Source organism: Nocardioides salsibiostraticola, assembly GCF_054783655.1.
In genome coordinates this window covers 43180-67556 of sequence record NZ_BAAGQD010000004.1, presented here as the reverse complement: position 1 = coordinate 67556, position 24377 = coordinate 43180, and the positions used below count along the sequence as shown (strand labels likewise).

Sequence of the window (24377 nt, the reverse complement as noted above, 5' to 3'; positions counted from 1 at the left end):
GGGAAACCTAGTCCCGCACCAGAAGCGCGACCGGGAAGTGGTCGAGGACCTCGGCCAGTCGTGCCTCGTCGCCGTCGATCCGGTGACCGGTGAAGGCATCGGTCCACGTCGCACCACCGAGCCGGAGGATCGTGTCGCCCCAGCCGCCGCGCTCGTCGAGGCCGACGGGTAGGCGCGTTGCGACCACGACGAGATCGTCGCTGCGCTGATAGGCGATCGCGTGGTCCGCCGCCGATCCCTCAGCCGCCAGAGGTGTGTATCGGTCGAAATACTCCGGGTGGTCGCGCCGTAGGAGGAGGGTTCGTTGGACGACGAACATCTTGGCCGCCCCGGATGCGTCGACCTGAGGGACGAGGCCAGCATCGAACTGCTCGAGAAGGTCACGGCGCAGGTCGTAGTCGACCGGCCGACGGTTGTCCGGGTCCACCAGCGAGAAGTCCCACAGCTCGGTGCCCTGATAGACGTCCGGAACGCCCGGGGCGGTGAGCTGAATGACCTTCTGGCTCAGCGAGTTCGTCCAGCCGGTCGCCTCGATCCGGCTCACGAATCCCGCGACGTCGGCACCTACCTCCGCGCGGACCAGGGCGGGCCACGCCCGGATCTCGTCCTCGAACTGCTCGTCGGTCTCCGTCCAGGTCGTGCGGAGTTTCGACTCGCGCGCGGCCTTGAGCAGGTAGTCGACGAGCCGCTGGTCGCTGATCGGCCAGGCGCTCACCAGGGTCTGCCACGCCAGGAGGTCGAGGGAGGGTTCGCTCAGACCGCAGCGGACCGACCAGTCCCGCACCGCAGACGCGAAGGAGTCCGCGACCTCGGCCAACACGAGCATCCGGGCTCGGGTGTCCTCGGACCGTTTGGTGTCGTGGGTGGTCAACGTCGTCATCGTCGCCGGGGCATCCGCGGCGCGGGCGGTCGCGAGCCGGTGGAACTCCTCGACGCCGATCCCCCATCGTCCCGGCGAGCCTCCGACCTCGTTGAGGGCGGCGAACCGCGTGTAGCGGTAGAACGTGGTGTCCTCGGTCCCCTTGGCCACGACCATGCCGGAGGTCTGCTGGATGCGCGTGGCGAGTTCGCCTCCGGGTTCACCGGTGACCTGCTGGTCGATGGCCTCGAGTGCCGGCGCCAAGTCCGGCCGACGCTCCCGAGCCCGGGCGATCGCGTCGGTCCAGGTGTCGCTCACGGCAGGCAGATAGGACCGATAGACGGCGAAGGCGATCATGATCTCGGCCACGGCTTCTCGAGCGGACGCGGTCGGGATGCCGGCCACGAGGCCCGCGATCCGTCGTACCTCGGCGACCAGGATGTGATCGGTCACCATCCGTCGCGCGGTCTCCTCCACCCTCGCGAAGTCGGTGTCTTGCCCGAGGCCGGCTGCGAGCGCGGTCAGCGGCGCCTCCCCTGTGGGGTCGACCAACACCCCGGAGATCTCACCGAGGGCGTCGTACCCGGTGGTGCCGTCCACCGGCCACGCGTCCGGGAGGGGCTCGCCGGGGTGCAGGATCTTCTCGACGACGATCCACGCCTCGGGGGCAGCGGCTCGCAGCCACTGGGCGTACGACGTGGGATCGGCGAGCCCGTCGGGGTGGTCCACCCGCAGTCCGGTGACCTCGCCGTCGGCCACCCAGCGCAGCACCTCGGCGTGCACCGCGTCGAAGACGTCTCGTTCCTCGACCGACACCGCAGCCAGAGTGGTGATGTCGAAGAACCGTCGATAGTTGAGTTCGGCGTTCCCCCGCCGCCAATCGACCAACTCGTAGTGCTGACGGTCGTGGATCTCCTGCGCGGTGCCGTCGGCGGAGCCGGAGATCGGGAACCGGTGGTCGAAGTAGCCGAGTTCGCCGTCGTGGACCTGAAGTTTCTCGACGTCGGCGTCCGACCCCAGGACGGGCACGAGGACGCGTCTGCGACTCCAGTCGATGTCGAACCAGTGCGCGAACGGTGAGGCCGGGCCCTTCGCCAACACGTCCCACCAGAACGGGTTGGCCGAAGGCACCTCGATGGACATGTGGTTCGGCACGATGTCGACCACCAGCCCCATGGCGGCAGAACGCAGCGCGCCTGTGAGGTCCCGCCGAGCCAGCTCTCCGCCCAGAGCCGGCCGCGCGACCCGCGGATCGGTGACGTCGTAGCCGTGCGTCGACCCCGGAGTCGCGTCGAGGACCGGGGAGACGTAGACGGCGCCGACACCGAGAGCATCGAGGTAGTCAACGACCGCTCGGGCGTCCTGGAAGCCGAAGTCCGGCCGCATCTGCAACCGGTAGGTGGACGACGGCACCGTCATGAGCCGACCGTCCGCTGCATCACGGCGACACCCGCTGGAGTACGACGAGCGAGCGGCCCGGGAGGTTGACCGTCCCGCCGGCCGCGACGACGTCACCAAGGTCACCGAGCGGAGCACTGCCCACGGTGCCCGACGCGCTGTCGATGACGACGCTCCAGCCCGGGCCGTAGTCCTCCTCCGGCAGCGTGGCCTCGATGTCCTCGTGGTGGGCGTTGAAGGCCACCAGGAACGACTCGTCCACCACGCGCTCGCCGTGGGCGTTCCGGTCGGCGATCGCATCACCGTTGAGGAACACCACGATCGACTTGCCGAAGCCGTCGTCCCAGTTCTGTTCGGTCATCTCCTCACCGGCCGGGGTGAACCAGGCGATGTCCCGCAGTTCGTCCTTCTTGCGGATCGGCTTGCCCTCGAAGAACTTGCGCCGGCGGAACACCGGATGGTTCTTGCGGAACTCGGTGAGTGCCCCGGTGAACTGCACCAGGGAATCATTGGCCTCCGCCAAGCTCCAGTCGACCCAGGAGAGCTCGTTGTCCTGGCAGTAGGCGTTGTTGTTGCCCTGCTGGGTGCGCCCCATCTCGTCCCCGTGCAGGATCATGGGCACCCCCTGGGAGAGCAGCAGGGTGGCCAACAGGTTTCGCCGCTGACCCGCCCGGAGGGCCAGGACCTCCGGATCGTCGGTCGGGCCCTCGACGCCACAGTTCCAGGAACGGTTGTCGTCGGCGCCGTCACGGCTGTCCTCACCGTTCGCTTCGTTGTGCTTGTCCTGGTAGGACACCAGGTCGTTCAGGGTGAACCCGTCGTGGGCCGTGACGAAGTTGATCGAGGCGTAGGGCCGCCGGCCGTTGTCCTGATAGAGGTCGGACGATCCGGTGATCCGGGAGGCGAACTCGCCCAGGGTCGCCGGCTCCCCACGCCAGAAGTCGCGCACGACGTCGCGGTACTCCGCGTTCCACTCGGTCCACAGCGGCGGGAAGCCACCCACCTGGTAGCCCCCCGGGCCGATGTCCCACGGCTCGGCGATGAGCTTGACCTGGCTGACGACGGGATCCTGTTGGACCAGTTCGAAGAAGGTGGAGAGCTTGTCGACGTCGTAGAACTCACGGGCCAGGGTCGCGGCGAGGTCGAACCGAAATCCGTCGACGTGCATCTCGGTGACCCAGTAGCGCAGGGAGTCCATGATCAGTTGCAGCGTGTGCGGGCTGCGGACGTTCAGGGAGTTACCGGTTCCGGTGTAGTCCATGTAGAACTGCTCGTCGTCCTCCACCAGGCGGTAGTAGGACTGGTTGTCGATGCCCTTCATCGACAGGGTCGGTCCGAGGTGGTTGCCCTCGGCGGTGTGGTTGTAGACCACGTCGAGGATCACCTCGATGCCGGCCTCGTGCAGCGTCCGGACCATGCGCTTGAACTCCTGGACCTGTCCGGCCGGTTCGGCGGCGTAGGCGTCGTGCGGGGCGAAGAAGCCGATCGTGTTGTAGCCCCAGTAGTTGCGCAGTCCACGTTCGGTCAAGCCATGGTCGGTGATGAACTGGTGCACGGGCAGCAGTTCGATCGCGGTGACCCCCAGGTCGGTGAGGTGTTTGACGATCGTGGGGTGCGCGATCCCGGCGTACGTGCCGCGGAGGTGCTCGGGGACCCCCGGGTGCTGCATGGTCAGCCCCTTGACGTGTGCCTCGTAGATGACCGATTCGTTGTACGGCGTCTTGGGAGCCCGGTCGTTGGCCCAGTCGAAGAACGGGCTCACGACAAGCGAGTACGGCACGTGCCCGGCGGAGTCGAGGTCGTTGCGCTCGTCCGGGTCGTCGAACTCGTAGCCGAACAGCGATTCGTGCCAGTCGACGCCGCCCGAGAACGCCTTGGCGTAGGGGTCGACGAGGAGCTTGTTGGGGTTGCAGCGGAGGCCCTTCTCGGGCTCGTAGGGTCCGTGGACCCGGTAGCCGTAGCGCTGCCCGGGGCCTGCCCCGGAAACGTAGCCGTGGTGAACGAACCCGCTCACGTCGTCGAGGATCAGTCTCGTCTCGTTGCCCTCGTCGTCGAAGAGACACAGTTCGACCTTCTCGGCGACCTCGGAGTACAGCGCAAAGTTGGTGCCCACGCCGTCGTACGTGGCACCAAATGGGTAGGCGTTTCCGGGCCAGGCGCGCACGATTCTCCTCGATCTGGTGTCGCCACAGTTGCGGCGACTGAATGACCAGCCAACACTGACCGGTTCGGCTCGACCAATTCTATGGTGTCTGCTGGTCCAGTCAGGTGTGGCCCGGCTCAGCCCGGGTCAGTGTGCGGTCGGGCAGCGCGCAGCGGTTCGACCGCCGCTTTGACCTGGGGGTCCTCGAAGAACTCTTCGAGCGACACCGTCAGGGGGATGCGCCAGTTGGGGTACTCATCGATCGTGCCGGGCAGATTGGGCTGCCGCCGCTCCCCGACGGCGTCGGCGGGTGCGCTGAGAACCAGGCGTGAGGTCGCGCGAGCAATCACGGCGTGCAGCGCGACAATGGGGCTCTCGGTGGGGATGCCCTCACGACCGAGGAGATCCATGAGCGCTGATCGGTCGCTGGCGGCAGCCGCGAAAGCCTCGTCGGCCGACCCCTCGATGAGGTCGAGCGACGCGCGCAGGCTGACGTGGTCGGCCTCCAACCACCCCGCGGCGGTCGGAAGATCGTGGGTGGTGATGCTCGCCATCGTCTCGGGTTCCCAGTCTGCGGGAGCGAGGAACGGCTCTCCGGGCGCATCCCAGTCGCGTTCGAACCAGAGCACGGCGGAACTCAGCATCCCGCGGTCGTGCATCGTGCGGGTGACGATCTTCTCGACCGTGCCCAGATCCTCACCGACGATGATCGCTCCCGCTCGGTGAGCTTCCAGGCTCAGGACGGCGAGCATCGCTTCCGCGTCGTAGTGCACGTAGGTCCCCCGGTGAGCGGGCTCCCCCGGCGGGATCCACCACAACCTCCACAAGCCGGCGATGTGGTCGATGCGGATGCCGTCGGCATGGCGCAACACACTGCGCACCACCTCACGGAAGGGCGCGTAGCCCGCTTGGGCCAGTTCGGCCGGCCGGAACGGGGGAAGGCCCCAGTCCTGTCCCAGTTCGTTGAACGAATCGGCCGGGCAGCCGACCCGGACCGAGGGCGCGAACATCTCACGCTGTGACCAGGTGTCGGCGCCCCCTGCACTGACGCCGACGGGAAGGTCGTGGACTATTCCGACGCCCATCCCGCCGTCCCGCGCCGCGTCTCGAGCAGCATTCAACTGTGCTCGACAGAGCTCCTGGAGCCAGGAGTGGAAGGCGATGCGGTCAGCCAGCCTCGTCCGCAGTCCGGAGACAGCCTGGCCCGCCGGGTCCTGTAGTTCCTCCGGCCAGTCCCGCCAGTCACCCCCGTGCTGTTCGGCGATGGCGGAGAACGTGGCGAAGTCCGCGAGCTCGGGGTCGTCGTTGTTCGAGCGCTCGGGTCCGGTGGCCCACAGGATCTCCAGCGCGTTCAGCTTGGCCTCCCACACCGCGTCGTAATCGATCAGCTCGGTGTCCGACTCCGGAGCCTGGGCCAGCACGGCTGCGCGAGTGTCCGCCTCGGCACCGACGAAGGCCGGAATCGACTGGACTCGTAGATAGATCGGGTTGGCGAAGCGCCGGCTTGCCGGGGAGTACGGCGAGCGCTGGATCGGGTGGGTCGGAGCGACGGCCTGGACAGGGTTCACGAGGATCACCCCGGCTCCCTGTTCGGTGGCCGCGCGGTGCGCGAAGTCGGCGAGATCTCCGAAGTCGCCCATCCCCCATGAGTGGGCAGATCGCAGGGAGTAGAGCTGCAGCATCCATCCCCAGGCGAGATCGATGCCGGGCATCCGGGCCGGAGCGACGATCAGGGTGACGTCCTGCTCCGCGCTGATCACCCGGTGCCAGCCCAGGGGTAGGTCACCAGGCAGCGCGTCGCTCTCCGGTAGCTGGGTCCCGTCCTCGAGCAGCACTCGAGCCGGGACCTCCAGCGCTCGTGAGTCGCCTTCGAGCATCACGATCGTCGGCGGCAGCGAAACGCGGTCCGAGCGCTCGCGGACTATGTCCAGTTCCCGACGAATCGTCTCTGGGGTGGAGGCATCCACGCCGAGCATCTCGAGGACGGCAACGACCAGTTCCGGGTCGACGTACACCATCTTCCGGTCGGATCCTTCGTACTCGCATCCCACGTCGTGGGCAGCAGCCAATGCACGGAGCTCGGGTGAGTAGGTCACCCCTCAAGCATGATCGAGGCTGTCAAACCGGCACCTCAGAAGCCGATCCCTCGTCGTACCTGCCCCCCGATCTGGGTGGCCAGCGCGGCGACGTCGATCTGGGGCACGATCCATTCGATATCGCTCGCCGACGGAAGGCGGAGGGCCTGGTCACTGCGGTAGCTGAACGGTGCGACCATGCCGAAGGTCAACCCCGTGGGATAGCTGTAAGAAGCTAACTCGTAAGGCCATCGCCAGGGACCGGCGGCGACTGCCTCGATCATGACGTCCGCCTCGATCCGCAGCGTGAGGACCGGTTCGACCTGTATCCGAGCCCGCGCGTCGAAGGTGAGCAGGTCCCGCGCATAGGTCAGCGAAGCGCTGGCGTCCAGACCACCGCGCAACACCACGCCGCCGGTCACGGTGATCCCACCGGTGGCGCTGGCAATAGCCACCGAAGCGCCGATACCGGCACGCACCGAGAGTTCCAGGCCAGCTTCCGCGGGCAGCACGAGCCGCGCCGACGCGCTGAGTTCGGCCTGCAGGTCGTCCTCGAGGGGGTAGAGCGTCGCCCGGATCACCATGTCTCGGATCTCCCCGGGTCCGAACCGATAGTGCGCGGCCATGCCGCCCCCGATGCGGGCAACCAGACCGACAGAGCCGATCGGTGTGGGGATGGCGAACAGCGGGATGTCGGGCAGGCTGCGTTGGAACAGTTGATACCGGTTGCCGCGCGGCTCGAGGAACCGGTACGGCGGGAAGCGGAGTTCCCCGGTGGTCTTCAGACGTCGGTCGGTTCCGTATTCGATGCCGATCGTGGCGACCAGGCCGGGTCGGATGACCAGGGACCCGGTTCCCCTGCCACTGAGACGGCCCTGTTGGTCCATCGTCGCCTCGAGCCGGCCCGAGAACCGGCCGCGTTGCAGGGCGATCGATCCTGTCCCGGAGAATCGACCCTCCCGGTAACGCAACTCCATCTCACCGTTGGCTCCGAGCACGGTGAACGTTGTCCGCGCCGTGCCGGAGAGTCGTTCGCCGTCGTAGCGCAACGCGACGTCGACCGGCCGCAGTCCGGGCACGTTCAGGGTGGCGCGGCCCGCATAGATGATGCGCTCGCCGTCCTTGCGCACCGTGAGCTGAGCCGGTGAATCGCCCGGCAACATCACATCGACCTGTCCGCCGACGGTCCATCCGGTGCGGGTGAAGTCGAATCGGGCCTCCCCCGAGCGCACCAATCCCGAGGGCCGTGAGGCGTGGACGACCACGAAGCCGCTCAGCCCGGTGGCGGGGCGGTACTCCACCCGACCCTCGGCCGCGTCCAGGCCCGGGATGGTGGCGGTGACGTTGCCGCGGGCGAAGAACCCCTGGGCGTCGGCGCCCGCCTCGATCCGTCCCTGCGCGTGGCGGCCCAGTTCGAAGGCCACGTGTCCGCCCGCCGACAACTCGGGCGCCAGATTCACGGTGAGCGCGGCCTCGGTGATCCGGAAGGGCGGCAGGGACAGCTGGTCGGTGGGTGCTTGCACGGAGCCGCGGAATCCCTGGCTGTCCCAGTCGACGGTGATCGGGACCCGGCGCAGCAGCGGAACGCTGGGGATGAGCGAGCCGTGGCCCGTCAGGTTGCCGACGTCGTCGGTGGTGAGGTCGAGCGTTCCGGCCGACAGATAGGGATAGGTGAAGGACAGGCGTTTGGTACCACCTTGGAGCCGGAGTACTCCCCCAGGTTGGGTCACTCGCAGGGCAATCTTCTTGTCGGCTTCGCTGCGAAGAGACAGCGGAATACGTGTGCCCGCGCGCGCCGGATGCTTCTCGTCGTCTCCCAACCACCCCTCGATGACGTGTGCCCCCCGCTCACGAACAGGACGTGTCAAGTGAGCCAGGGCGAGCCCGCTGATCAGCTCCCGTGCGGCGTGATTGGCCGGCACTTCGGAGTTCTCGATGAGGTCGGGCTGAGATCCGGGTGTGGCTGGCACCCGCAGCGTCGCCGTGCTCGGTCCTGCGGCCAGCGGATACTCGGACAGTGCGGCGACAGCAGCCGCCGCGGCGCTGCGGTCTTCTGCACTCGGACGGGTTCCCGCCACGCTGTCGGCCAGGGCCGTGAAGTGCACCTGAAGGGCCGTGACCGCCGTACCGCGCCGAGCCGCGATGACGGCGTCGCGAGCATCCGCTGCCTGGGGCAGCGCCGCCAGCGCCGAGGCATTCTCGTAGGCGCCGTCCTGCGCCGCAGAGGAGAACGACAACGACAGGCTTCGCAGAGCCCGCCCGCCGGGCCGTCCCGTGATCTGGGTCGCGGCACTCTGAGCCGCCCCACGCATCATCGCCCAGATCTCGCGCCCACTGGCCTCGTTGTCGGGACCGGTGTGGGGGGCGAGGTTCTCAGGGACGTTCGTGCCCCCGAGTTGCAGCTCGACGACGTGATCGATCTGCGCCGACCCGCCACTGGTGGCAGGCGAGAAGGCGCCTCCGGCGCTCGCGGTGCCCCCGGCGTCGTGCCACCACTGCGCCGCTTGCGCTGCGGTCCAACCGACGCGCAGAAGCCACAGGTTCCGCAGTTGCGAGGTGGGTGCTCGCTGCTGCCACATGTCGGCCCGGATCCGCCGGGCCGGATCGACCGCGATCGTGGCTTGTAGTCCGCCTGCTCGGGCGATCCGGTCGTACTCCGCGGCCCAGGGTCCCTTCCGCTGAGGCACCCGGAACTCCCCCAGATTGATCCGCGCAACCGCGGGGTCCTCGGCGCTCCACTGCTCAGAGGTGATGGTGCGGGAGCCGCCGGCGTACTCGACGTCGTACGGCGCTGGTGGTGCCGCCCATCCGGAGGGTGTCGTCTCGGTCCTGCCGACGAACGGGCTCCGGGCCTTCTCCCACGCCCAGTTGGCGGGCAAACGGGTGCCGCCGCCGGCCAGACGAGCGGCGGTGTGGGCCTGCCGTTCCAGCCGACGGTCGGCGACAGGCACGGACGCGGTGGGGTGGGCAACCAGGAAGTTCGGGGCGTAGGCGCGACCGCGGTGCTGGGCCACGTGGGCCAGTTCATGGGCGATCAGGCCACGTCCCCGGCTGGTCAGGGGGTCGTAGTTGCCCGCTGAGAAGACCACGTCGTGGCCGACGGTGTAGGCCAGAGCCCCCGTTTCGCGCGTCGCCTGAGCCGCCTCGGGCCCGGCATGGATACGGACCGGCGAGAAGTCGTGCCCGAAGGACGTGGACAGCAGGTCCCGGACACCCGGCTCGAGGGGCTGACTGGCTCCCGAGAGCCCCAGCGCCGTGGAACTGGCCGGTGGACCCGCCGGAGCCGGGCTCATACCCAGTCCTTGATCTCACTGGCCGCCAGCGGCCGCTCCAGCTTGTCGCATTCGATCCGTGCAGCGTCCAGGACGTGTCGCATCGTCACCGCGGATCCCTCGTCGGCGGCGATGAAGGCCGCATGCACCGCGAGTTGGGTGATGGTGCCGCCGCTGACCGCCAACTGCCCCAAACGCTCGTAGGACAGACCGTCGGTGGGTACGCCGACCGGGAAAGCCAGACTCCACAGGCGGGAACGCTGGGCCGGGTCGGGGAACGGGAAGGTCACCACGAATCGCATCCGCCGGATGAACGCCGGATCGACGTTGTCGCGTGCGTTGGTGGTGAGGATCGCGATCCCGTCGAAGGTGTCCAGACGTTGGAGGAGGTAGGCCACCTCGAGATTGGCGTACCGGTCGTGGCTGGTGTGCACCGTGGTCCGGCGCCCGAACAGTGCGTCCCCCTCGTCGAACAGCAACACCGAGCCAGCCTCTGCGGCGGCGAACAACAGCGCCAGGTTCTTCTCGGTCTCCCCGTAGAACTTGCTCACCACCTGGCTGAGGTCGACGACCATCAGGTCACGCCGGAGCTCATGGGCCAGCGCCTCTGCAGCCATCGTCTTGCCGGTGCCCGAGGGCCCGGCGAACAGTGCGGTCACCGCCAACCCACGAGCGCGCTCGCCGTACCCCCAGTCGCCATGGACTCGAGAGCGTTGCCGGACGGTCGCCACCACGGCGCGCAGACTGCGTTGCGCACCAGCAGGCAGAACCAGGTCGTCCAGACCGGCTCGGCCGGGTGACACCGTGGCGAGGTCGTGAAGAGGCCGCGTGGCCAGCGAACGACACACGGTGGCCAACTGTTCGCCCACCGTCTCCGGTTCATCGCTCAGCCGTACGGCTCGATCCACCGCTGAGGCGATCTGGGACGGGGTGAGGAGGTGGTCGGCACACCGACGGACCTGATCTGGTGTCGCGAACAGCCCGAGCGGGGCCAGAGTCTCGGTCAGCAAACGCGTCCGGTCCGCCGCCGAGGTCCGGGTCAGGGGCACCCCGGGAAGGTCACCGGCCCTGCCACCCGCTGGCACGGTCGACGACGACACGGTCACCGGGACACCCACCAGGGCGGATCGATCGGCGAAAGCGGTCGCCGTTGCGGGGTCGCCCGACTCGACGAGGACCAGTCGGTGCCCCAGCCCTGCCTCTCGGGCGATCATCCGCGCCAACAAGTCGGCTTGGGCGGGATGTCCGGGTAGTTCGTCCCCGCAGACCACGAGGAGCCCGAACCCCAACCCCGTCGCGGCCAGCAGGGCGACCTGTCGACGTGTGAGCTGGTCCTCACCGGTCAGCAACACCGGTCGAAGGCCGGGTCCGGGGGCGACGAGCCGGGCAAGATCGGCCGCGGACCGACCATGCTCCTGCGACACCTCACAGACGGGCACTCCGATCTCGGCCCGTCCGGCCAGCCGGTTGTCAAGGGTCTGAGCGCCGGCGAGGGCGTGTAGAACGCGCTCGTCCACCGACAGGCTGAGCTCCCCCAGCCCGCCGTACTCCGCGCCCGGGATGCTGTCGGGGAGGTCCAGCAGGCCCCACCCACGCAGCGGCGAGTCCGGCAGCAACGCGCTCCAGTGGGGATCGGCGAGCATCGCCAGGGCCCGGTTGAAGGTCACCGGACCCGTCGCGGCCGTGAGGCCCAACTCGGGGACCGCCGCGGCGACCAGGATGTCGGTCTCGAAGGTCGTCAGGCCGAACAGGGCCGCCACCGCATCGACCGCGACTCGGCGGCCGGTGCGCGCGAGGACCTCCTGCGCCACGAAGGCCGCCGCGTGAGCGGGCCCTTCACCACCATCTGGTCGGGCCTCCGGTCGGCCATCGAGTCGATCGGCGACAGCCGCAGCACGAAGCGTCAGATGACGCTGGTTGTCCCTGTGCCAGGTCGCCTCATGATCGGCGCAAGCCTCGGTGGGGGCATCGGTGGGGACCCCGAAGGTGCTCGTCACAAGATCACCTCCTGCTGGATGTAATGGCCCGCAGCATCCAGCGCGGGGATGCTGCGCACACCGTTGACCTCAAGGGTCAGCCGGTAGGGCCCGGACGCCACTTCGGCAGCGGAGAACGCCACGATCGACACCGCTGTGCCGGTCAATCCGGTGGGCACGAGCGCCACCGAGGGACCGCCCGACACCGGATCCAGCAACAGCCGCACGCGCTCGTCGGAGGTCAACGCCGGCCGGACGTCGGTGGTGATCGTGGTACTCGACGCGGTCGCGTCCACCAGGGTCGGCACCACCATGACCACCCGGTTCTCACTGATGACAGTGGTGGGCGTCCCCGACAGGTCTGAGTCGATGGGAGGCCCCCATTTGCGGACCTGAACGCGGTGCGCGCCGGGCAACAGTGAGGGAGCCGAAACCGTGAGGTGGGTGGCGCCGCCGTCGCTGGCGGTGAACTCGACCCCGTCGATGAGTACGACGACCGTCTCGTCGTCCGCGGCGGTAAATCCGGCTCCCCGCAGCGTCAGATCCGGCATGGGTGTCTCCGCGCGAACCTGAGCACCCGGCCCCTGGGGGCCACCGACACTGTCGAGGCGCAGGGCGGTCATCGGGTACGCGCCCAGAGCGAAAGCCTGAACGGGCGGGCCAGAGGTCGGCACCGCGGCGGCCTCCACCAGCACGGGGCCGGCCTGCACCGCGAGGGTGAGACCGAACGACCCGGCGGGATAGAGGGCCCACATCTTCGTCAGCTCGTCCACGCTCAGGGAGTCCGCGCCCCACCGCACCGGGAACGGTGCCTCGTCCAGGTCGTGCCCGGCCACCTCGGGATGATCCGCCTCGGTCAGGGTCAGCAGTTGCGCGCTCAGGTGCGCGTTCGCCTCCAGGGTGACGGCAGCGACCGCCAACATGGTCTGGGCGTCGAAGTCACTATCGCCGCGGAAGCACAGGAGGAAGTGCAGGTTCAGGGCCACGGTTGGACGGGATCGGAGGTCGCCGGCAGCGCTGCGGGTCGGCAGGTCCCGATTGCTCGCGTGTTCGTCCCGGCTCACGCGGTACAGGTGAACGCTGACGCGCGCGTTGTCGCCGGTGTCCTCCAACGACCCTGCGCTGACCCGCGGTCCGGGCGTGAGGCCGACCGTGTCGACCGCACCCTGGATCAGCGTCACCAGGGCGGCGCTGACGGTGGGTACGGCAAGAGGATTGCTCATGGCCCGGCCTGTCAGGTCCCTCGGTGGAGTAGTGCGGTGAGTGCGCGCACCTGTTTGGCCCAGCGTGGGGCGGCCTCGGCGAACGCTTGGGCGAGGGCAGCGGCCTGCTGTTTGTCCGACTCGGCACGATCGACCGCTGCGTTGGCTCGCGACTTCGTCAAGAAGCGTCTGACCTGCCCGTCCTCGACGAGGCCCGGGGCGGATCTCAGGTCGTCGACGACGGTGAGTCGTCGGCTCGTGACGAGCTTCTGGCGGGCCGCGGCCGTGCTGGCCAGGGGTTTGATGACCCCGTCGAGATGGGTCAGGTTGACCAGATCGTCGAGGTTCGGTGGGGTGCGGGGGGCCATCAGAGAACTCCGTCCAGGTTGAGGGAGGCCCAACGGGAGTCGAGCCCTCCGGGGGCCGAGATCCCGTTGGAAGCCAGGTTGCCGAGCACGGTGAGGCGTTCCTTGGAGACGGCCAGTTGCATCGAGGGGGCTCCGCCGAAGACCCGGTTGCCGGTGATGGCGGCCGTGAGTGCGGTGACCGTGATGGCCCCGCTGGTCTGGTCGGGACAGGTGCAGTGGTTGTGGGACAGGAGGATCGTTCCGGCGATCTCAGCGTTGATGGCGGCCCCCAGGTGTCCGCCGGTCAAGGTGTTGTCCGCGACCGCGACCGACGGCTCCCTGTTCTCCAGGCCCTGCACCATGACCAGATCCTCGGAGGCGTAGACGACGCTGCCCCGCGAACTCGCGGCCATCATCGCTCTGCGTCCGTCGACGGCGAACCTGGACGCGGCAGTCACGTACAACCCGGTGGCGCGCTGACCGTCGTTGTCGAGGTCGTGCAGGGACTGGTTGTTCGTGAACGTCGCCAGGACTGTTCCGGCGATCGCGTAGTCGAAACTGATGTTGCTGCCGTCGGTGTTGCCCACGCCGTAGACGAGGTTGGTCGTGAGGCGGCAGCTCAGGGTGCCGATCACCCCGAGTCCGATGGCCGTCTGCTCGGGCTTCAGGCCGGCACCGATGTTTCCGATGGTGTTCTCGGCGGCCACCAGGCTGCCGGCGCCCGCCACCAGGACTCCTTGGATGCTGCCGGAGCCGCTGCCTCTCTCCCCGATCTCGGTCACCGAGTTGTGACGGACGGCGACATCGATCCCGGCCGTCCGGGAGGAGATGAAGATGCCGTTGCCACAGTGCGTCACGTCGTTGCCGCTGACCTCGACGTCTTCACCGACGGACTCGATGATCAGTGCCCGATCGAATCCCTCGACCTGGTTGTGCGAGGTGGTCGTCGTAGCTTGCCCGGGCAGCTGCGAGGGGCGAACCTGGATCCCGTGCGACTCCTCGTCGACCGTCTGCTCGCCGGAGCTGACGTGATTTCCGGTGATGGCAACGCCTCCGACGGACACGATGCCATGACCGCCCACCGTGATCCGGTTGTCTTTGATCTGCACCCGGGCCGCGCCGTCGAGCACTCCACCCAGGTGGATGCCCGCTCCTCGTGCGGCTTCGATCCGGTTCTCAGCGATTCGCGTGTCGTGGGCGAACAGCACCGCGTCCGCGGCGAAGACGCCCGTCACTGTGCACGTCATCCGATTCTCGGTGATGGTGAGGTCATCGACCAGCAACGGGACCTCGACATCTGCGGCTGCCCAGACCCCCACCGGTGCGGCCAGGTCGTTGCCGTGGACCCTGGTGGAAACGCATAGGTCGCTCAGCGTGATGGCGGCCACGTTCGGACCCTCCTCCCCGTCGGCCCGAATGGTCAGCCGTTGCAGGGTCGTGGCCACGCAACCCCTGACCCCGATGATGCTGCCGGGCCTGTTGCCCCCCGAGGGATCCCGATCGAACTTGCCTGAGGAGACAATCGTCAGGTCCTCGACCGTGATGTGCGCGCAGGCTTCGGCCACCAACGCCCCGGCGTCGCTTCTGATCACCGTGGTCGGACCGTGACCACGCAGGCGAACTCCGGCCGCTTGGGCAAGAACTAGGGGCCGGTCGATCCGGAAGTCCCCGACGCCGAGGCAGACGGTTCCCCCCGCTTCGGCGACCCTGTCGAGGGCGTCCTGGATGGTGAACGCACCGCTGGCATGCCCCTCGGTGCTGACGCACGCGGTGCACGCACAGTCGTCGCCGTCGTACTCCGGTGGCCATAGCGGAGCACACCGGTCGGTGATGACGGCGGCACCCTCGATGATTCCCAGGCGTGCCAGGTGACGGTGTGGACCGTGCGGCGGCGCCGCGTCCAACATCTCGACCGACGCGGTGGCGGTCCGGGCGGCGAAGATCCAGTACTCCCCCGTGCGGAACTCGCCCGGTGTCGCGGTGAGGTTGACCGTGATCCCGTGTTCGAGTTCCACCGCCGCTGCGGGTGCGGGGATGGTCGTGCTTCCCGAGGTGCCGTCCCAACGTCGGACCCGAAGGTGTCCTTCCGTGGCGGCCGGCGTGGTCGTCGGCCACCCGGCTGGCAGCGCCGGGGCGAAGGAGACCGACTGGTCCTCGGGGTGCACCGTGATCTGGCGCAGCTCACCGCTTCTCCCTGCCAGCTCGTGGGCGTCGTCCAGGACCTCGACCCACTGACCACTCTCGATGCCGAGCGAATCGGCGTCCTTGCCCAGGGAGGCCAGGCGGAGGCGGCTCGAGGAGGTCACCTCGACGACGGGGATGGCGACCGTGGCGTTGTCACGCGACCACTTGAACGTGGCGGTTCCGGCCGGGCCGGGAGTATGGATCTCCACGCGATAGGTCTGGTTCTCCAGGCCGCGGTAGTCACCGCTTGGCGGCAGGCTGCAGGGATCGTCGGCCGGCGGGACCGGGATGGTGCCCACGGTCAGCCGCGCCGATGTTGCGGCGAGCACGTCCTCCCAGCCCGGGATGTCCGCATCCGCGGTCGCACAGGTGATACCCGGGGTGGATGGTGCGTGCACCCTCGCCTGCCAGATCACCTGGGCACGAGCCGTGGTGTCCACCGCCACGCCGGGGTCGATGAGGTCGGGTTCCTCGACCCAGGTCACCTCGCGCTCGCACACCTCGAGGTAGACCAGATGGCGGCCACCGGTCGGCAGCGGGTCCGGTTCGGGCCAGTAGGGCTGTTGGAGATAGGGCGTGTCGTCGGCCCCGCGGAGTTCGGCCAGGAGCGGGTCGAACTCGGAGGTACCGGTGCCGTGGTTCTCCGCCAGCAGTCCGTCGACGTACATCCGGCCGCGCCCCAACCGGAGCGCGCCCCCGACAAAGCGGAGGGTGAAGGCATCCGGGGTCGTGCGTGGCACGACTGCGGTGCCGGCGAGGTCGGCTCGCACACCGAAACTGCCCAGATCGGCGGCCTGAGCGCGCTGCCGCCGGTCGGTGACGTCCTGCTGCTCGTTGGCGTCGGCGTCGAGAAGCACGCGGCCCTGTTGCTGGACGATCTTGTTGATGTCGGCGCGTGCATCGAATCGCACGCGACTGAGGTCGGCGCCCATCAGTGGTTCCTCTCCTGTTGCTGGTTCGGAATGGGTCGGGCTGAGTCATCAGGTGGCATAGAAGATCCCCGCCTCCATCCCGTATCTGAGGTACTCCTCGAGGCGTGTCGTCACGTCGTCCTCGCGCTGAGGTGCGTACAGGTCGTGGGTGGCGCCCATCTCGGACTCGTCCTCGGCGCCGCGCCGGATCGGGGCCAGGGTGTCGGCGGCGAGCTGGCCGTAGGCCGCGTCCCCGAAGCGCAGGGAGGTGAACTGCGGCACCATGCGCTCGATGAGCTCCGGGGAAGCCTCTCGGTCCGGTTGGCAGCGGAACCGGCGCCCGGTGCGGGATTCGGCCGGCAACCAGGAGAACCGCTGGCAGCCCACCTGCCGGCGCTGGGTCCAGATCGGTGCGGACCGGGGGTCACCGGGCCCGAGGGCTGCGAGGAGGATCGAGTCGGTCGTGTCGAGCCGCACGGCGTGGACACCACCGATAACCGTGGACGCCGCGATCCTGACCTCCCCCGCCTCCGCCAGCCCGTCCCCGACCAGGAGATCCGCCGGCGTCGACACCGAACGCAGTCCTCCCTGCGCCTCGCGTCCGCTGATCGCCACACCGGTCCGCGCGCCGGCATCGATGATCGAGCCGTCGATGACCAACCGTGCTCCTTCGACCAGGACGATGGGTCCGGTGATGCATCCCTGCAGGGTGACCGTCGCAAAGGGATCCAACACGATCAGACTGGCCGCCTCGGGTCGCGCAGGCTTCCCTGATTCGGTGCGGGTGATACCGGGGACCAGGGTGCAGTCGGTCAAGGTGATCGAGCGGAACTGGTCATCGCCGGCCTCGTCGAGGAATACCGGACCACCGGCGATCATCAGGCCGTCCAACAGCAGGGTCGAGCCGGCCGCCATCTCCAGACGCAATCCCGAGGGTGCGTTGATCAACGGTCGTGCACTCGCCTCACTGACCACGGCAACCACGGTCGTGGGTTGCCCGGGTCCGGGGGCGTTGACCCTGACCGTGGGGCTCGGCGTCCACCGCGCCGAGTCCTGCAGACGCAGGGTGCCGCCATCCGCGACCGAGTCCAGACCGGGCTGCAGCGACCCGCCTCCGTCGGCGAGGAGGGTGGGCTGGGGTAGATCGGTGATGGCTTCCCGACGGATGATGGTCCGCGCTCCGACCGGTACCGCTGATCCGAGATAGAACGACGCTACCGGCGAGCTACCAGCCGGCAGAGGAGACCCGAAGTACACCCGACCGCGTTCGGGATCGATGGCCACCTTCCCGGCAGGCGGCTGGTTGGCCCATCCACCGGCGTGGTCGCTCAGGTCCGAGGGCAGCACGTCGGCCAGAGGAACTTCGGTGAGTACGGCGCCCGACCGCACCTCGACCATCAACCCGCGGTCGGCGCGGTAGAGGTCGGTCACGTGGTCGTCGAACCACCGCACCGTCAGTGGTAGGGGCACGTTCGCCGGGGTGGCGAGGTGGGTGATCTCGGTTTCCGGGACGGGATTGGAGAACAACTGCGTATCGGCGCCCAGGGGGTCGAAACGGTAGCGCTGCCGGTCGTTCGAGTGGGATCGCAGGTTGCTGCGCTGGAGCGGCATCGGTTGGGTGCGGAACAAGAAGATGCCGAGGTTCGGGATGTTGTGTCGTCCCCGCCCATGCGGTGCGGTGGCACCGATGGCCCGTACGTCGGCGGTGTGGGCCACGTCGTCGAAGGCCCCGGCGAGTCTGGTGACCTCACCCACCGCTGCCCGGCGGCGGAGGTCCACGGTGCCGACGGCGTGGGGGCGGGGGTGGTTGAGGTACTGCGTCGTGGCGAGCCGTTCGAAGAACTCCACCGCGCGGGCTGGCCATTCGGTGACGTCTCGGGCAAGCTGCTCGATCATCGAGGCGGTGCCCTTGCGGCGACGGTAGGCGATCGTGTTGGCCACCTCTGCGCGTGGCGACGGGGCTCCGGGCGCACGTCCGTTGACCAGCCGGTAGCCGATGAGGTCGCCGATGTAGGGGACCACCCAGTCTGCAGCGGTCTCGATGAACTGGTCGGCGTAGAACCGGTCGAGGTCATCGCTGATCACCTCGACCTGGGTGGCCATGATGTCGAGGAACTCGCGCAGCGGTTGACCAGATTCGATGTCTCGCAGCCGGACGATCTGGGGCAGCAATCCGTAGAGCCGATCCACGGCGGGCAGGGGTGAGCTCATGTCATCGGCTCCAACCAGTCGAACGGGTCCGCGGCGAGACCGAGCAATTCGGCTCCCAGGGGGGTTCCGGTCGGGCCGATGGTGGCGACCGAGCCGAACAGCCTGTCGTTCAACTGCGATCCACCGGCACCGACGCGATAGAACCGGTCCAGGTCGACACCCACGACGCCGGGGACCAGTTGTGCGCTGGCGATGACGGCCGAGGCCGGTATGACGCCGCTCAGGTCACGCACGACGGGTGCGAAGCCCGCGAGCAACATGGCACCGACGCTGCCGATGACGTCGGGGGTGGCGTAGGCCGGATCGACTCCTACTCGCAGGGCGAGGCGCACCGGCACGGGTCGCGCCGCGACGACCTCGACGCGCACGAGAGGATCGCCCAGGTCGATGAGCGCTGCTCGGAGGTGGCTGATGGTGCTCGGCGCCGCGGGGCCCGCGTCCGGCCCGCTCACGGTGACCACGACGGTCCGCCCCGAACGCAGCGAGAGGACCCGTGCGGTCGCCCGAGAGATCCCGGAGAAGGCCAGGCTGAAGTCCGCGTAGTCCGCCAGCGACACCGCACGCCCCAGGGTGCGCACCGAAACCGGCATGCTCCGACGGGCCCGATCGGGGGGCTCCGGATCCGCACCACCGCCGGACGGGAGCGGATTGGTGGCTGCCTTCAGGCCCAACGGCCGGTCGAGCGGTTGCGCCAGCCGGTTGGCGGCCAGGTTCCCGGCACTGCCCAGGCCTTTGCGGTATCTGGCCTGGACGTTGTTGCTGCCGGTCGTCACCCGGGCGGCGTGGGTACCGTCGCCGAAGTTCGCCACGTCGTAGGGCTGGTCGGTGGCGGGATTGATCTCGGCGGAGCGCGTGTGGGTAAAGGTCCGCTCCCCCGCTGCGGCACCGAAGTGGGTGGCCGCCTCGGGCCATTCGACGCTGTCGACGCTGATGTGCAGGGTGGAGGCGGACCCCTCCGCGGAAGGAGCCTGGACGAAGGTCAACGGGCCCTGGGTGAGCGCGAACTTCTGCCACGGACGCCGGGCGTCGCCACCGCCGAGGATCTCGTGGACGGTCTCTCCGTGGGTGGCGGTCACGACGTTGCCCAACACGACCGTGTCGATGCGGTCGAAGTGACGCACCAGGTTGGCTACCAGGGTGATGCGGGTACGGGGCTCGCCGCCGGGTGAGACACCCCAGGCCCGGACCTGTTCGACGACACCCGCCTCGGCGGCACCTTCGATCGTCGGGGTCGAGACGAGGATCTTCCGGCCCGGTGCCATGTCGCTCGCGTCCCCGTCCACGATGAGGTCGTTGCCGCTGACCTCGCTGCGGTCGGGACGTTCGGTCAACGTCAGGGATTCGGAGACCGCGAAGACCGTCACCTGTCGGGGACTGCCGAAGCGCCGGTACTCGCCGCGCAGGGTCAGGCGCGTCACCGTGCCGGAGATGCCGAACTCGGCGCGGGACAGCTCCGCGCGCCCGACGACTTCGTACAGCTCCCGGTAGAAGGTGTCGTCCTCCTGGGAGACCACGACCCACGACCCGGTCACCACATCGGCGTGGGCCCCGTCCAGATCGACGATCACCGAGCTCCCCGACAGGGATGTCGAGTCGAACCCGTGCCACTCGCTGGCTGCGATGATCGACTCCTGGGTCGCACTATGGCCGGTCCGGGACGCGGCGTACCCCGAGCGGTAGGTCACGTCGAGGGTGGGCCACACCGGGGCGTTGTGCCCGAACACCTTGAGTCGCTGACGCAGGACATGGGCGGCCGGCTCTGCGGCCGGGGTGTTGGGAGGGACGAAGGAACCCAGCGGCCACTCGAAGTCCACGGCGGTGGTGTTGAGTCTCCGGTCGATCTCGACCCGGGTGACTAGTCGGAAGTCCCACCGGTCGTTGACGAAGTCAGTGGTCGCCGGCGTCCGACCACTGATCAGGACCGCGGCTCCCGCCTGGAGGTTCAAGGTGGCCCCCAGGAACCAGGCCGAAACGTCCCCCTGGCGCACCGGAGCCGCCAGTGTGCGAGCCAGGGGCATCGAGCTCCACTCGGGACGGGCGTCGATCTCGTCCACGGTCTCGAAGGTCTGCGGGGTCTCCCCTGGTCCCGGGATGCTCTGCACCCGCAACCCGGTTGGCAGCACGATCTCCTCGGGGGTGGTGGGTGGTGCGAGCCCTGGGTCGGTGCTCAGCGCCGGAACGGTGGGTGGTCGTTCGAGGGTGAAGGCCAGGTCGGTCTCGGCGGCGACGCCGGGGTCCGGCACGTAGCCGATGAGTTTGCCCAGCTCCTGCAGGGAGACCGGTTCGACGGCCGTGGTGAGGTAGGACTCCTGCGCGAGCCGCTCGTTGTAGAAGGTCAGCACGTCGCACACGACCGCCCAGGCATCGAGGAGGGCGACCGTGGGATCGGCGTCGTCGCGAGTGCGCAACTCGGCCAGGGCGCCTCGTGCCGCCGACAGGTCGCTCTGCATGGTCGCCCGGAACTGGCGCCAGGTGCCGCACCGGTAGGCGACCTCCGGCAACCCGGCGCGATTGACCACCGGTTGCGGCGTGCTGAGCAGCTGTGGCGGACAGCAGCCGCACTCGGCTGCTGTGGTCGAGGTGGGGTCACTCATCGTCCACCCCCGGTGCGGATGGTCAGCAGACCGCGGTCCGCGAAGTTGGGGTCGTTGTCCAGGCGGGCGATCTCGAGACGCTGCATCTCCAGAACCCCACTCGTGAGACCGGAGGTGTGCGGTTGGCCGAGTCGCTCAAAGGTCCTCACCGACACCGACTCCACGCCCGCGATGGCATGCAGGCTGGCGTAGACCGACGAGAGGTAGACCGAGGAGCCGAAGGTCAGCCGGTCGGGATGGAACAACCCCCGCGTTCCGTCCGAGGCGATCCCAGTCCCGAGGGCACGTCCGGCGAGGGCGGCCACCTCCGAACGCAAGGACCGGGCCTCGACGCAGACGAGCAGGTCGATCTCGAGGGGGACGAAGACGGGCACGTCGACCTCCAGGTCGTATCCCGCCATCCGGTACTTCTCCAGCCAGGTCCGCAGATCCGATCCGAAGCTCGGGTCCACCGCGGCTCCTCCCAACCGATCCGCGGACACGAAGACGGTGTGCCACGAACCGGTCCACCGCATGGTGGTCTCGGCCGACTGGACGGCGCCCATCCGCTGCGCCATCTCCGAGTAGTCGGCCGGAGTGACCGCTCGTTCCTGGACCAGGAACGCATGCGGTGCGTCGCGTCGTACTTCCTGCGGGCTCTCCGGCTCCACCCCACCAGCGGCAGGCAGCGGATTGATGACTCCGATGATCGAGGGGTTGTTGGTCACCACGTGCGTGATCGACTCGGCTCCGACGTTGCCCGCCGTCCCGCCGCCGAGTCGGTAGTCGGCCACGAAGCTCGTTCCCACCTCGGGACGCTTGCCGTGTCTGTTGTCCCCGAAGCGGATCGCGGCCGAGAGGTCACCCTCCCGCTCGACCACGAAGTGCGGGTCGATCCGCGAACTCGCGAACAGATCGGCGACCGGTTTCCAGGCCGTGTCGACGGTGAGGAAGGTGCCGGCGAGCTCGATTGCCGGCACCGCCAGACGTGGTTCGAGACCAAGTAGCGTTGCTGATGCGGGGGTGTCGTCGGTGGGTGGGGGCACCACATAAGCCAACGGCGAGCGGGCCAGCTGGGGTGACTCGGGCGGCATCTCTTCGCCGACCACCGGCAGTCCGTGGTCGACGAGCACGATGTTTCCCCAGGCGACGGCGGTGGGGGTTCGGCTCTCGGCGTGGAGCAGCGGCAGCGCTTCCGGCAGTGCGTCGTCGGCGTGCCAGGCGATCCGGGTGACCTCCTTGTCCGCCACCGTGGCGGGTACGTCGAACAGGCCTCCCGCCGGGTCGACGTCAGGGGTGACTTCGGTCAGACGTACGGCGAAGCGTTGAGTGGGGCTGGCATCCTCCGTCTTGCCCGTCGACGGGCTAGCGATCTCGGCGAGGACGATCAGGTCCCCCACGCCGACGTGGGGACGACCCGTGAGCGTGCCCGAAACGGCACCCCGGGCCAGACAGGCTTCGGGGTCACCCCACCCGTAGAGCTCCATCTCGTCACAGTCCACGTGCACCACCGCCTCCGCGCAGGTCGCGAAGGCCGCAGGGTGGTGAAGCAGTGCCTCGGAGAGAGCCTGACTACCGGCCCCCACGGTGCGGTCCACCCCCGGCACCTGAGTGAACATGACCGTGCCCCGGGGGAGGTTGGCGTTGGCCGCGGTCGTCTCTACCCGGACGAGTGCGCGAGCGCTGCACCCCTCGTGGAGGCGGTAGTCCACCAGACGGGCGTGCCTGCGCAGCGAAACCCGGCTGCGTGCGGTGCCCAGGTAGGCCTCCGTCGCTATGGCGTCCTGGCGCCAGGACAGTTCGTCCGCGACGTAGGCCATCAGCTCGACCACCGTGATCCCGATGTCGGCGGTGCTGCGTTCGGCCCACGACGGCGACAGGGTCGAGAGCCGCTCCAGCATCAACCGGCGGAACCCGGTGAAGTCCTTGGCGAGGTAGTCGATCCGTGGCGTCTCGCCGGTTGCAGGTGCCCCACACTCAGGAGCGGAGGCACAGTCGAGGTCGGTCGGGCACTCGACCTTGAAGCGCAACGCCACGGTGCTGAGTTCGGGATCGAAGCCGGCGAGGTGGGCCTTTGAACCAGCCACCACCAGGGCCAGGGTGTAGGTGGAGAAATCCCCCCGGACCTCGGTCCGGACCACCAGCACGTGATCGGGTTCGTCGACATCGTCGGTCAGTTCGGCCCACTGCGCTGCGCTGAGGCCGCCGGGGACCGACCCCCCGGATGCGTCGGCCCGGACCACCCACTCGACCTCGACCTCCAGCACGCGATCACCACCGGTGATCGAGACGTTGGCCGGCGTGATCTCGTCGACCGAGCCCGGCGCCGGAGCCGGGTGGATGGTGCGGAGGTACAACGTGCGTTGCCGCAGGGCGTTGTCCGGTTCATCGGTATCCCGCACCTCGACGTACTCGATCGCATTGGGCGTGGTCGCCGCATCCGCCTCCTTCAACACCCGCAGGCGGTACTCGTTGCGGCAGCCGAAGCGCGTCATGACGTCGTCCCGGGGATGACGATGGCCGAAGAGGCCTGCTGCCCGGTGCGGAGCAACGTCCAGGTGACCGTGACGACCAGTGCGTTGTCGCGCGAATCGAGCACGAGTTCGTCGATGGTGATCCGGTCGCCCAGTTCCTGGCTGAGGGTCGCTTGGACGACGTACTGCGTCGTGGACAGCAGCTCCGGGCCACCGGGTTCGAAGACCCGTTGCATCAGGGACCCCCCGAAACCCGGTCGCATCACCCGTTCACCCGGAGAGGTCAGCAGGACCTGCTCGATGAGCTGACGCACGTGCTCCCCCTCGGTGCACGAGGCAGTGCGGCCGCGCCCGTCGACGGCATACGGAAAACCGATCCGCAGGGGGTACGACGGAGGTTGGGAATCCGGGGTCGTCGCCGTCATGTCGCCAACACCCTCGGCTGGACGACCAGCGGCATCATCGGCGTGCCCGGTGGGGTGGTCAGGGAACTGCCCGTCTGTAGGGCCAAGGGTTGCCCCCCGGTGGTGGTGCGCACCGCTCCGACGAGCCACTGACCACTCACGCAAGGCGGCGCACCCGTGCCGGTCAACGCGCAGCCGGCCACCACGTAGGGCGAGGAGATCGTGACGGCGGGTGTGCCCCCGATCATCACCCTGGGCGCGGGCGTGGTCGCGGTTGCTGTGCCCGCGTGGGCACACATGATCGTCGACGACATCGTCACCACCGGGCCGGGCATCAGAGGTCCCCCA

General features: G+C 68.7%; 13 protein-coding genes. All 13 read right to left on the bottom strand.

From position 1 onward, the window contains the following. Positions 1–7 precede the first annotated feature (7 nt). The gene (gene treY, locus ACYVLV_RS03095) at positions 8–2278 is read right to left on the bottom strand and encodes a malto-oligosyltrehalose synthase (RefSeq protein WP_460807611.1); all 2271 of its coding nucleotides are present in this window, start codon (positions 2276–2278) and stop codon (positions 8–10) included. A gap of 19 nt (positions 2279–2297) precedes the next feature. Next, positions 2298–4421 carry a glycogen debranching protein GlgX gene (gene glgX, locus ACYVLV_RS03090; protein WP_460807609.1) on the bottom strand — a complete coding sequence of 708 codons (2124 nt, stop codon included), beginning with the start codon at positions 4419–4421 and terminating at the stop codon, positions 2298–2300. A gap of 116 nt (positions 4422–4537) precedes the next feature. Continuing rightward, the gene (malQ, locus tag ACYVLV_RS03085; RefSeq protein WP_460807607.1) at positions 4538–6496 is read right to left on the bottom strand and encodes a 4-alpha-glucanotransferase; all 1959 of its coding nucleotides are present in this window, start codon (positions 6494–6496) and stop codon (positions 4538–4540) included. Between the two features lie 35 nt (positions 6497–6531). Then, complete coding sequence (locus tag ACYVLV_RS03080) at positions 6532–9768, bottom strand: eCIS core domain-containing protein (RefSeq protein ID WP_460807605.1); 3237 nt, start codon at positions 9766–9768, stop codon at positions 6532–6534. Next, positions 9765–11744: an ATP-binding protein gene (locus ACYVLV_RS03075; protein ID WP_460807604.1), complete on the bottom strand. Its 1980-nt coding sequence runs from the start codon at positions 11742–11744 to the stop codon at positions 9765–9767. The genes ACYVLV_RS03080 and ACYVLV_RS03075 overlap by 4 nt, the downstream gene beginning before the upstream one ends. Continuing rightward, entirely contained in the window at positions 11741–12946 is a 1206-nt protein-coding gene (locus tag ACYVLV_RS03070; RefSeq protein ID WP_460807602.1) for a Pvc16 family protein, read from the bottom strand. The genes ACYVLV_RS03075 and ACYVLV_RS03070 overlap by 4 nt, the downstream gene beginning before the upstream one ends. Positions 12947–12957: 11 nt before the next feature. Then, positions 12958–13293: a hypothetical protein gene (locus tag ACYVLV_RS03065; RefSeq protein WP_460807600.1), complete on the bottom strand. Its 336-nt coding sequence runs from the start codon at positions 13291–13293 to the stop codon at positions 12958–12960. Beyond that, positions 13293–16388, bottom strand: coding sequence for a DUF6519 domain-containing protein (locus tag ACYVLV_RS03060; RefSeq protein WP_460807598.1), 3096 nt, complete (start codon positions 16386–16388; stop codon positions 13293–13295). The genes ACYVLV_RS03065 and ACYVLV_RS03060 overlap by 1 nt, the downstream gene beginning before the upstream one ends. 48 nt (positions 16389–16436) lie before the next feature. After that, positions 16437–18578 (bottom strand): hypothetical protein, encoded by a 2142-nt coding sequence (locus ACYVLV_RS03055; RefSeq protein ID WP_460807597.1) that lies wholly within the window; start codon positions 18576–18578, stop codon positions 16437–16439. After that, the gene (locus ACYVLV_RS03050) at positions 18575–21172 is read right to left on the bottom strand and encodes a baseplate J/gp47 family protein (protein ID WP_460807595.1); all 2598 of its coding nucleotides are present in this window, start codon (positions 21170–21172) and stop codon (positions 18575–18577) included. The genes ACYVLV_RS03055 and ACYVLV_RS03050 overlap by 4 nt, the downstream gene beginning before the upstream one ends. Then, positions 21169–23646: a putative baseplate assembly protein gene (locus tag ACYVLV_RS03045; RefSeq protein ID WP_460807592.1), complete on the bottom strand. Its 2478-nt coding sequence runs from the start codon at positions 23644–23646 to the stop codon at positions 21169–21171. Before ACYVLV_RS03045 ends, ACYVLV_RS03050 begins: the two co-directional genes overlap by 4 nt. Next, the gene (locus ACYVLV_RS03040) at positions 23643–24050 is read right to left on the bottom strand and encodes a GPW/gp25 family protein (protein ID WP_460807591.1); all 408 of its coding nucleotides are present in this window, start codon (positions 24048–24050) and stop codon (positions 23643–23645) included. Before ACYVLV_RS03040 ends, ACYVLV_RS03045 begins: the two co-directional genes overlap by 4 nt. Continuing rightward, on the bottom strand, positions 24047–24364 hold the full coding sequence (locus ACYVLV_RS03035; RefSeq protein WP_460807590.1) for a hypothetical protein: 318 nt from the start codon (positions 24362–24364) through the stop codon (positions 24047–24049). Before ACYVLV_RS03035 ends, ACYVLV_RS03040 begins: the two co-directional genes overlap by 4 nt. Positions 24365–24377 lie beyond the last annotated feature (13 nt).